A 9999-nucleotide genomic window follows, 5' to 3' on the forward strand; every position below is an offset into this window, starting at 1 on the left:
TTAAATCTGCTTTTTCTGCCAGTTTCCTTTCTTCATATACCAGTAGCAGAAGAGGAGGATAAAGATTCCATACACACTTTCTGTTGTCCAGGCAAACGCAATGTCCATTTTAAGGTAAAGAATAAAATAAGTAGCGTAAGCTACATAAATTGTCAGTACACAAAGTTCCATGGCCAGTGCCGTGCGTGTGTTACCTGTTCCCGATACCGACTGGAAATACACATTGGCTGGTACCAGCACTACGTAGGCTGCGCATAATACCCATAAAGAAGGGATGGACGCATCCCTCAAATCGGGCATATCCGTGTATATGCGCAGAATCAGGTCGGGAAACAGACAGAAGAATATCAATATCGGCAGTACGAACACATATCCGATACGGATGTGCTGATTGATGGTTCCCCGTACACAATCTTTTTCGCCCGCACCGATAAGGTTGCTGACCAGAGATCCGCAGGTTGCAGCAAAAGCCATGGCGATCATAAACGGGATACCCGACACATTCCGGATAATGTTCGCGATAGCCAATGACCGTTCTCCCAGGTGTTCCACGAACAGGAAGAACATAAACCAGGTAGATAAAGAAACGAAGTTTTGAATCATTGTCCACACGGAGACATTGAGAATCCGCTTCAATGTCCGGCTTTGGAATTTCGGCAGGATATTCAGCGCATACTTCTTGCAGTCAATCCGCTTCCAGGTATAGATGATAAAGAAAATCACCGATACCAGTTCAGCCAGGGATGAACCGATGGCTGCACCGGCAATGCCCAGTTGCGGGAAACCGAACTTACCGAAAATCAGGATATAGTTGAATACCACGTTAGAAAGCACCATCACGATGGAGTTCAGCGTCAGCGTCTTGGTCTGTGTCGTACCGACAAAGAAGGCACGGAACATCACTCCGACAAATGAGAAAAAGAACCCGTACACCCGCCAATGAATATAACTTTCCGCTGCATCATAAATGTGAGGGGACGAAATGATATTCTTTAAAATAAATGGCGAGAATACGATGGAAAGTGTAAACAGAATCGCAGCAACCACTACCAGGAAATAAATCCCCTGATAGAAAATCGGTCCGATTTCCTTGTAGTTTTCTTCCCCGTTGCGACGGGCGATCAATATCTGTGCTCCTACGCTGAATCCGAATGCCATCATGAAAATAGCCAGGTAGTAAACCCCGGCGATGGCGGATGCCCCTAATTCAATTTCCCCGACACGTCCAAGAAAGGCCGTGTCCGTCATGCCGATCAGCTGCTCCATAATCAGGCTGATCAGAATAGGGTAGGCGATCGTCCAGATTTGTTTATAAGTATATTTTGTCTTCATATTAAGTTTGTTTTTTAGAGAAAGAAAGCCGGACAAACCCCTTTCGGTTGCCCGGCTTTCTCAGAATATATCTTCGGATAATTTCTTATCGTTTATTCTGTTTTTGCTGCTGTAACTGTTCCTGTTGCTTTTGCATAGCTTCCAGGCGTGCAGCAAATCCGGTCTTTTTCATTTGTTTCGGGTCTTTTTTCTTAGCTTCCAGAATAGCCAGTAATTTTGTTTCGTCTGTAGTTTTACGCAACAAAATCATGGTTCCTACACTAATCAGTGTTGACACGAAATAATAATAGTTCAATCCCGAAGGATAATCGTTCAGTACGAACAGGAACATAATCGGCATCAGATACATCATCCATTTCATCGCGGCCATTTGCGGTTGTGCTCCTGTATCCTGCATCGTCATTGTATACTTTGTGTTCAAGATGTTGGTTACCGTCATCAGCAAGCAGAACAAGCTGAGATGGTTGCCCAGGAACGGGATATGGAACGGGAATGTGATGAACGCGTCGTAAGTGGACAAGTCGTCCGCCCACAAGAAGCTCTGCTGACGTAACTCGATAGCGCTCGGTACGAACATGAACAATGCCATCAAGATCGGGAACTGCAATAACATTGGCAGACAACCGCCCATCGGGCTCACGCCATACTGGCTGTAAAGGCTCATCACCTCCTGCTGTTTCTTCATCGCATCTTCCTGCTTCGGATACTTCTTGTTGATCTCGTCGATTTTCGGTTTCAATACACGCATCTTGGCAGAAGACATGTATGTTTTCCAGGTAGCAGGGTAAACTACCACCTTCACCATGATTGTCAGAATCAACAGTACGATACCCATGCTCAAGCCCCAGCCCGACAGCCAGTCGAATACGTTGATCGTGATAAACTGGTTGATCCAGCGGATTAACGGCCAGCCCAGATATACCAGTCTGTTAAGTTCCCATTTCTCTGTACGTCCTTTGTCCAGTGCCTTCAAGGTCTTGAAGTGGTTCGGGCCAAAGTAGAAGTACATTTCTGTCGGTTGTTTTCCGCTCGGATCGAAGAAGGTACTCATTTCTGCAGAATAATCCTTGATATATCCGCTTCCTTGTTGTTCCATTCTTGACTTCACAGAAACCTTGTTGAAGTCCTGGTCTGCAATGAATACAGAAGAGAAGAACTGGTTTTTGAATGCTACCCAGTCTATCGCTGTATTGCCCAGATCCTTTTCGTCATCCTTGGCAGCCGACAGATTATCTACATTGTCACCTTTTACCTTATAAGTCAGCTCTGAGAGGCGGTTTTCGTAAGTGAATCCCTTTTCCAGCTGGCGTGCACGCTGTGTCCAGTCGATGTCTACATACTCCGTACTGGCCAGTTTGCCTTCCATGCCTGTTGCTTTGATTTCAAAGTTCATCAGGTAGCTGTTCGGTTTCAGCGTATAGATAAAATCGATGTAGCTGGCGTTGTCCGCAGCCAGACGCATAGTTACGCTGCTGTCTGTCTTATTGACAGCTTCGAAGTAATAGTCCTTTGTCTGGATGGCTCCTTGCTTGTTGTAGAAGTTGAAACTCATGGTAGCATCATCACCGTCGAACAGTACGACAGGGTTTGTCTTGTCCTGTCCTTTGTATTCTTTCAGCATAGCCGAATATACCCGTCCGCCTTTCGTAGTGAAAGTGATTTCCGCTACGCTGTTCTGGATGCTTACTTTGGAATCAGTTCCATGCATCGCGTTGAAAAACAGGGCAGAAGAATCTGCTGCCGCCGCTGCACCTTTGTTTTCATTGGCGAGTGCGGCTTCTGTTTTTGCTTTCAGCGCTTCCTGCTGCTGTTGCACCACGGCAATAGAATCGTAGTATTTCTTCTGCGCAGCTATCTGCTCCTCGCTTGGACGGCTCAGATAACTGAATCCTACCAATAATATACCTATTAAAACGAGACCTGTAATGGTGTTTTTATCCATTCCTATTAATTATGAATTATAAATTTTTGAATAATAAATTGTCAATTGCCAACTGTCAATTGTCAATTCTTCTCGTTCTCGATGGCTGCCTTCACGAAAGCCACAAACAACGGATGCGGGTTCAATACCGTACTGCTGTATTCCGGATGGAACTGAGTGCCGATAAACCACTTCAGTGCCGGGATCTCAACGATTTCCACCAGATCCGATTCGGGGTTGATACCCACGCATTTCATACCGGCAGCTTCGTATTGAGCCTTATAGTCATTGTTGAACTCATAGCGATGGCGGTGACGTTCCTGAATATGTTCTTCGCCGTAAGCAAGGTATGCTTTCGATCCTTTCTGAAGCACACATTCGTAAGCGCCCAGACGCATCGTACCTCCCATATTGGTGATCGCTTTCTGTTCCTCCATGATGTCGATCACGTTGTGCGGAGTCTTTTCATCCATTTCGCGTGAGTCGGCATCGGCATATCCCAATACGTTGCGGGCAAATTCGATAGCGATACATTGCATACCCAGACAGATACCGAAGGTCGGTATATCATGTGTACGTGTATATTTGATGGCAACGAACTTACCGTCGATACCACGCTGACCGAATCCCGGACCGATCATCACGCCTGCCATGCCTTTCAAGGCTTCGGCTACGTTCTCATCTGTCAGTTTTTCGCTGTTCACAAAGTGAACCTCCACTTTGCGGTCGTTGTAAGTACCTGCCTGTGACAATGCTTCACGGATTGACTTGTAAGCATCCTGCAAGTCATATTTACCTACCAATGCGATGTTGATGGGTTCTTTCGTTTCAGCAGCATGACGGCGTTCCAGGAATTTACGCCACGGACCTAGTCCCGGAGTTTCTCCTACGGGCAGCCCCATCTTTTCAAGGATTGTGCTGTCCAGTCCCTGTGCCTGCATCAGGAGAGGTACTTCATAAATTGTTTCTGCGTCGATAGACTGCACGACAGCCTTGTCATCCACATTACAGAATTGAGCTACTTTTTTGCGGAGTCCGTCGCTCAGCGGGTGTTCGGCACGAAGCACCAATACGTCCGGCTGAATACCTACGCTCTGGAGTTCCTTGACAGAATGCTGTGTCGGTTTGGTTTTCAGCTCTCCGGCAGCGGCAAGATAAGGCACATATGTCAGGTGTACGCAAAGAGCGTTCTTACCCAACTCCCATTTCAACTGGCGGATACTTTCGAGGTAGGGGAGTGATTCGATATCACCTACCGTACCACCGATTTCGGTAATTACAAAATCGAACTTGTATTTGTTACCGAGCAATTTTACGTTCCGTTTGATTTCATCCGTGATATGAGGAATCACCTGGATCGTTTTACCCAGATAGTCTCCGCGACGTTCTTTGTCAATAACACTTTTGTAGATACGTCCCGTAGTGATGTTGTTAGCCTTTGTAGTCTGAATACCCAGGAAACGTTCGTAGTGTCCCAGGTCAAGATCGGCTTCATGGCCGTCTACGGTCACATAGCATTCTCCATGCTCATAAGGATTCAATGTTCCCGGGTCGATGTTGATATACGGGTCAAACTTCTGGATGGTTACATTGTAACCTCTTGCTTGCAGCAATTTACCGATGGAGGATGAGATGATCCCTTTTCCTAAAGAAGAGGCAACACCACCGGTGACGAAAATATACTTTGTTTCTCCCACAGCTATAACTGTTTTAATTATTTTTACTTAGTAGTTTCTTACGAACTTAAAAAGCGCAAAATTATAAAAAAAAGGGGAAGAATGCAGACTTTCCCCTCTACAATTTTATTAAAAAATGCAATTTTGAAAGATTCCTATGTTTTCTAAACAAAATAATGTAGATTTGCACCAAATTAGGAATATTATGAGAAGAGAGTTATTATCATTCGTAGTTTTTACCTCGACTTTATCTTTATCGCTTTCAGCACAGACCGCCACTCAACCTTCTACCGTAGTGGCAAAAGCGAAAATTGTGAAGGCAGACACGCTTTCGTCAGAACTTCAGAAGTATTTAATGCTTAAATTGAATCTGTCCGGAGAAACTCCTAAATTGGACACTGTATCAATCTTATATAATAAGTATATCGGTCAGTTGGACTATCTGAATGACCCGTCTGTACCGGAACGTTATATTCCGTCCGATCCTGACTATTTTCGTCTGTTTACTCCGTTAGCCTATTATTATGCTCCGATGGCGCAGTATTCAAAGGTGGATTGGAAACCGGTACAGTTTGACTCTTTGCCCGACAACTTGAATAAGTTGACAGCGGAACTTCTTCCTTATGATACTTTGGCATATACGAAGTCCGAGCGTGCCAATCAATCGGTCAATAAAGCACTGATGGCTCTTTATCTCAATCATCCGGAACTGGTTGTCACCACGGAAAACCGTATCATGAGCCGTGATGTCTTTCGTAGGGATGTGAAACCGAAGATTTCTCCGAAGGCATCTGTTGTCCATCTTTTCCAGCCGGAAGAAATGAGCAACGATGTGGGCAAGGCAAAAATGAAAATCAGCCGTCCTAACTGGTGGGTTACCGGAGGTAACGGTTCTTTGCAAATCAGCCAGAACCACCTTTCTGAGAACTGGTACAAGGGAGGAGAAAGTAACTTTGCCGGTCTGGCTACCTTGCAGCTTTATGCCAATTACAATGATAATGAGAAAGTCCTTTTCGAAAATCAATTGGAGGCTAAACTGGGTATGACATCCACACCATCGGATAAATTCCATGATTACCTGATTAATACCGACCAGTTCCGTTTGTACAATAAGTTAGGATTGAGAGCGTTAAAGAACTGGTACTATACTATTTCTTCCGAGTTTAAGACTCAGTTCTGCCACGGTTACAAAGCCAATAGCGAAGAACTTGTTTCCGCATTCCTGTCTCCGGCGGATTTGGCAGTCAGTATCGGTATGGACTACAAATTGAATAAGCAGAAATTCAATCTTTCTGTTTTCATCGGTCCGCTGACTTATAACTTGCGATATATCGACAATTCGGAAGTAGATGAAACCAAGTTCGGTCTGGAGAAAGGCAAATGCTCTAAAAACGACTTCGGTTCTCAGTTGCAGTCAACGTTCAACTGGAAAATCATTTCGGCTGTTTCACTGGAATCCCGTCTGAACTATCTGACCAATTACGAATGGGTGCGTGTGGAGTGGGAGAATACATTCAACTTTGTTTTGAACCGCTATCTTTCTACTAAACTTTACGTACACGCCCGTTTTGACGACAGTTCAAAACCAACCGTTGAAAATGGCAGCTTTTTTCAGCTGAAGGAATTGCTGAGCTTCGGTATTAACTATAAGTGGTAATTTTTTTTAGGCACGGATTACACAGATTTCACGGTTTCAGGAATTGAGTAACTAAAAACCGTGTTAATTCGTGTAATTCGTGCCTTATTTTATCTCTATGTCCTCAACGTTGAAATGATATACCTTCCCGGATTATCAATCTTTCCCCACTTGGTGGTAGACAGCGTGATCCATATCTGCGTCCCCTTCTTTCCGTAATCCGACAGTTTGAGAATAGCTGTAATTTCTTTCTTGTTTGTTACTCCATGTTGTGCCAGGCTGTCCAGAAGTCCTTTGACGTTGTGCGTACTCTTGTTGTAGGCATAACCGGGGATTTCGAGCGAAGGCGAAGCCGTATTGTCTTCTTCCTCTTCTGCTTTCCTTTTCTCTCCTTTACTTTGTCCGGAAATGTCAGCAATTTCGGGTGAAATGTTCTCATTTTCCAGTTTCAATTCACCTTGTACTGACGAATTGTTTGCATCCTTTGTATTATTTTCCTTTTCCTGTTTTTGAGTGTCATTGACTAACAGATAGGGCAAATCTTCTAACTTTCTTTTCCTGCGGCAGGTAGCATCTATCCAGATGTGCTGAATTTCAAGGGAAGTCAATATCTGAAACTTCTCATAGCTTTCTTTGTCAAAGAATCCTTTGTCAAGCAAAATTTGAATGATTCCGTCTATCTCTTTTCCTTTCAGTTCTCCTCCCAGTTTGCGGGCAAAAATCAACGATTGTTCCTCACCCCATGGGATGTAATATCCTTCTTTGAATATTTTACATAGAAGTTTGCATACAGCTCCATCCACTCTGATACCATATTTGGCTTCAGCCAGTTCAATGGCATCTCTGTCGAAAAAGTTTACGGTAAGCGGGAAATAGTCTACGCTTAAATAAGTTGTGCTCATATCAGTCTTATTGTTTGTTTTTAAGTTTATACAATTGGTTTCCAATCGAGAAAATTCTCAATCTGAAAGGTTCTCCATCCTTTCTCTTCCATGCACCAGAATATGAAGGTACTGTGTACCTGCTTCATGTCATAAGAGTGGTGAAAGTCTTTGGAATAAGAAATGAGAGTGCCTGTAACTAACTGAAAACTACCGTTCTGTCTGTAATATGCGATGATGGCATGGCCATATTGCATGTAGTCTGCCAGTGATTTCACTTTTTCGGCTATTCGTTCTGCGATCGTTTCCGAATAACCTTTCTCTGATACGATACGTTTTTTCCATACTTCTGTTAATCGATCTTTTTCTTCTTCTGTTTTGTTAGTGGCTATCAGCCGTTTTTCTTTTGTCATTACATTATAAATTTGTTAGTAAAATAGTTATATTTAAAGAAAAGGCGGAACTATCTGTAGGATGCTTACACTATCGTGCGATGATAGTTACACTATCCTGCCGGGATAGTGACACTATCTTGCTGTTATAGTGACACTATAATTTCTGCCGGATAGTTCGTTCATTTCTTTATCTAAAAAACGGGGGCAAAAGTATAAGTTGTATTTTTTCGCTCCAATTATTCTTGCTATTTTCTACTGTGATACTTTGATTTGTATTGTTCTTTCTCTTCTTTTTCGTGCTTCGAAATTATTCCGATTCCTTTGCTTAAACTGCTAATTTCGCTGAGTATACTCCTGAATTTCATTAATCTATATCCATGATGTGTGTTTACGTAAAAGATTCTCCAGTCTGCAATGTACTTGGCTAGTCCTGTTAAAGATTTTACGTAGGAATTAAACTCGTCATCTTCGTAATAAGTGCGAAGACAGGCAATGAAATAGTGTTTTTTTTTCACCTGTGATGCCATTTCTTTTTCTGACCTCTTCGATGTCAATAATTTCGTCATCATCCTGATAATCAGTTTCAAGACTTCTCTTCTTTTGTGTGCCAGTTGCATTTTTCAGGCATTTTTTTGTCGTTGTCATTTCTTTTGATTTAAATAAAATTAATAAATGGCATTAAGATGGAAATTCCAAATTTTCGCCCTATAATTGTATATAAAATAACTAGTGATGCAAATAATGAATAAAAATGGATTTAGCCGATGTGGGGAACTATACATCGGCCTTTTACGAAAAGAAGGTCGTTTTTCTACGGCACATGTCTATCAAAATGCTCTTTTCTCTTTTAATAAATTTTGTGGTAATGCCAGTGTATCTTTCAGGCAAGTCACTCGTGACCGATTGCGTCGTTACGGGGAACATCTGTATGATTCGGGCTTAAAACCGAATACGGTATCAACGTATATGCGTATGCTTCGCAGTATCTATAACCGTGGGGTAGAGTTGGGTAGTGCGCCCTATGTACATGGTCTGTTCCGTGATGTGTATACAGGAGTGGATATCCGTCAGAAAAGGGCTCTTCCGGTGAGTGAACTCCGACGGCTTCTTTACGAAGATCCCAAGACGGATTGTTTGCGGCGCACACAATCGATTGCTGCTTTGATGTTTCAATTCTGTGGGATGTCTTTTGCCGATTTAGCTCATTTGGAAAAGTCGGCTTTAGATTGTAATGTGATCCGATATAATCGAATTAAAACCAGAACTCCAATGAGTGTGGAAGTTTTGGATACAGCTAAGGAAATGATGAATCAGCTTCGCAATTCCCAGTCGTCGCGTCCGGGTTGCCCCGATTACCTTTTCAGTATCCTTTCCGGTGATAAGAAACGTAAGGATGAACGTGCTTATCGTGAATATCAGTCTGCACTTCGCCGGTTTAATAATCATTTGAAAAGTTTGGCGAGGGCTTTGCACCTGACTTCTCCGGTAACTTCTTACACGATTCGCCATTCTTGGGCAACTACTGCCAAGTTCCGTGGAGTTCCAATTGAAATGATCAGTGAATCTTTAGGGCATAAGTCTATAAAGACGACACAAATTTATCTGAAGGGGTTTGAGTTGAAAGAGCGTACAGAGGTAAATCGTAAGAATTGGCATTACGTGAAGACTTGCCCTTTAGGTCGAATTTGAATGGTTAAAAAATTGATAATCAGTACTGATGCTGGTGTGTTACTTCTTAGGTAACGGAAAAGTACACTTCATAATAAATCGGAAGGAAAAAGTCGAAAAGTACCGACTAATGAGGGTTGAGAGCATCTTGGCTTTAGAGAAAGTAGAGATTCTTAGGAAAATTGGGCATATAAATTCCTAAGCATGAAAATAGGCCTTTTTCATGTTCAGATACATTTTTTTTTCAAATTCAGGGTTAAATCGAAAAAAAGTAGGTTTTATTTGTTTAATACATGTGTTTTTGTCTATCTTTGCGTCAAATTTAAATCCGTTACCTAAGAAGTAACGGAAAAACATGGGGTAAAAAAAGTATGATTTTAACAAAAGAGAAATCACTAAATGCTGGGCCTATTTATGGGACAGGGGAAGGCGTAGCACACTCAAAACGCTGGTATGTTGCATTAGTTCGTATGCATCATGAAAAGTAAGG

Annotated in this window: 9 protein-coding genes and 1 pseudogene; 3 read left to right on the top strand and 7 right to left on the bottom strand. The window is 42.6% G+C overall.

Annotation, left to right across the window (positions count from 1 at the left end; all coding sequences use genetic code 11):
- The 3 genes from bexA to HMPREF9007_RS04260 form a co-directional block, all read right to left on the bottom strand.
- Positions 1-1332, bottom strand: a complete 1332-nt coding sequence (gene bexA / locus HMPREF9007_RS04270; RefSeq protein ID WP_008763173.1) for a multidrug efflux MATE transporter BexA — start codon at positions 1330-1332, stop codon at positions 1-3.
- Between the two features lie 85 nt (positions 1333-1417).
- Positions 1418-3274 carry a membrane protein insertase YidC gene (gene yidC / locus HMPREF9007_RS04265; RefSeq protein ID WP_008763174.1) on the bottom strand — a complete coding sequence of 619 codons (1857 nt, stop codon included), beginning with the start codon at positions 3272-3274 and terminating at the stop codon, positions 1418-1420.
- 62 nt (positions 3275-3336) lie between these two features.
- Complete coding sequence (locus tag HMPREF9007_RS04260; protein WP_008763175.1) at positions 3337-4950, bottom strand: CTP synthase; 1614 nt, start codon at positions 4948-4950, stop codon at positions 3337-3339.
- Between the two features lie 184 nt (positions 4951-5134).
- Here HMPREF9007_RS04260 and HMPREF9007_RS04255 point away from each other — a divergent pair, with 184 nt between their 5' ends.
- Positions 5135-6586, top strand: a complete 1452-nt coding sequence (locus HMPREF9007_RS04255; protein WP_022471433.1) for a DUF3078 domain-containing protein — start codon at positions 5135-5137, stop codon at positions 6584-6586.
- A 95-nt stretch (positions 6587-6681) separates the two neighbouring features.
- On the opposite strand, the gene HMPREF9007_RS04250 is transcribed toward HMPREF9007_RS04255, so the two are convergent.
- The 4 genes from HMPREF9007_RS04250 to HMPREF9007_RS27855 form a co-directional block, all read right to left on the bottom strand.
- Positions 6682-7467, bottom strand: coding sequence for a DUF4373 domain-containing protein (locus HMPREF9007_RS04250; RefSeq protein ID WP_008763177.1), 786 nt, complete (start codon positions 7465-7467; stop codon positions 6682-6684).
- A 26-nt stretch (positions 7468-7493) separates the two neighbouring features.
- Positions 7494-7859, bottom strand: a complete 366-nt coding sequence (locus tag HMPREF9007_RS04245; protein WP_032850677.1) for an SH3 beta-barrel fold-containing protein — start codon at positions 7857-7859, stop codon at positions 7494-7496.
- Between the two features lie 227 nt (positions 7860-8086).
- Positions 8087-8368: a DUF4119 family protein gene (locus tag HMPREF9007_RS04240; RefSeq protein ID WP_277754703.1), complete on the bottom strand. Its 282-nt coding sequence runs from the start codon at positions 8366-8368 to the stop codon at positions 8087-8089.
- The gene (locus tag HMPREF9007_RS27855; protein ID WP_277754704.1) at positions 8304-8486 is read right to left on the bottom strand and encodes a DUF4119 family protein; all 183 of its coding nucleotides are present in this window, start codon (positions 8484-8486) and stop codon (positions 8304-8306) included. The genes HMPREF9007_RS04240 and HMPREF9007_RS27855 overlap by 65 nt, the downstream gene beginning before the upstream one ends.
- An 87-nt stretch (positions 8487-8573) precedes the next feature.
- Between HMPREF9007_RS27855 and HMPREF9007_RS04235 the strand changes: the two genes are divergently transcribed.
- Together HMPREF9007_RS04235 and HMPREF9007_RS26510 are read left to right on the top strand one after the other, a co-directional pair.
- Positions 8574-9530 carry a tyrosine-type DNA invertase cluster 3b gene (locus HMPREF9007_RS04235; RefSeq protein ID WP_008763180.1) on the top strand — a complete coding sequence of 319 codons (957 nt, stop codon included), beginning with the start codon at positions 8574-8576 and terminating at the stop codon, positions 9528-9530.
- A 350-nt stretch (positions 9531-9880) separates the two neighbouring features.
- Positions 9881-9994: pseudogene (locus tag HMPREF9007_RS26510) on the top strand (transcriptional regulator); the annotation flags it as partial.
- Positions 9995-9999: the final 5 nt, after the last annotated feature.

The organism is Bacteroides sp. 1_1_14 (assembly GCF_000162515.1).
In the GTDB taxonomy this organism is placed as follows: Bacteria; Bacteroidota; Bacteroidia; order Bacteroidales; family Bacteroidaceae; genus Bacteroides; species Bacteroides thetaiotaomicron.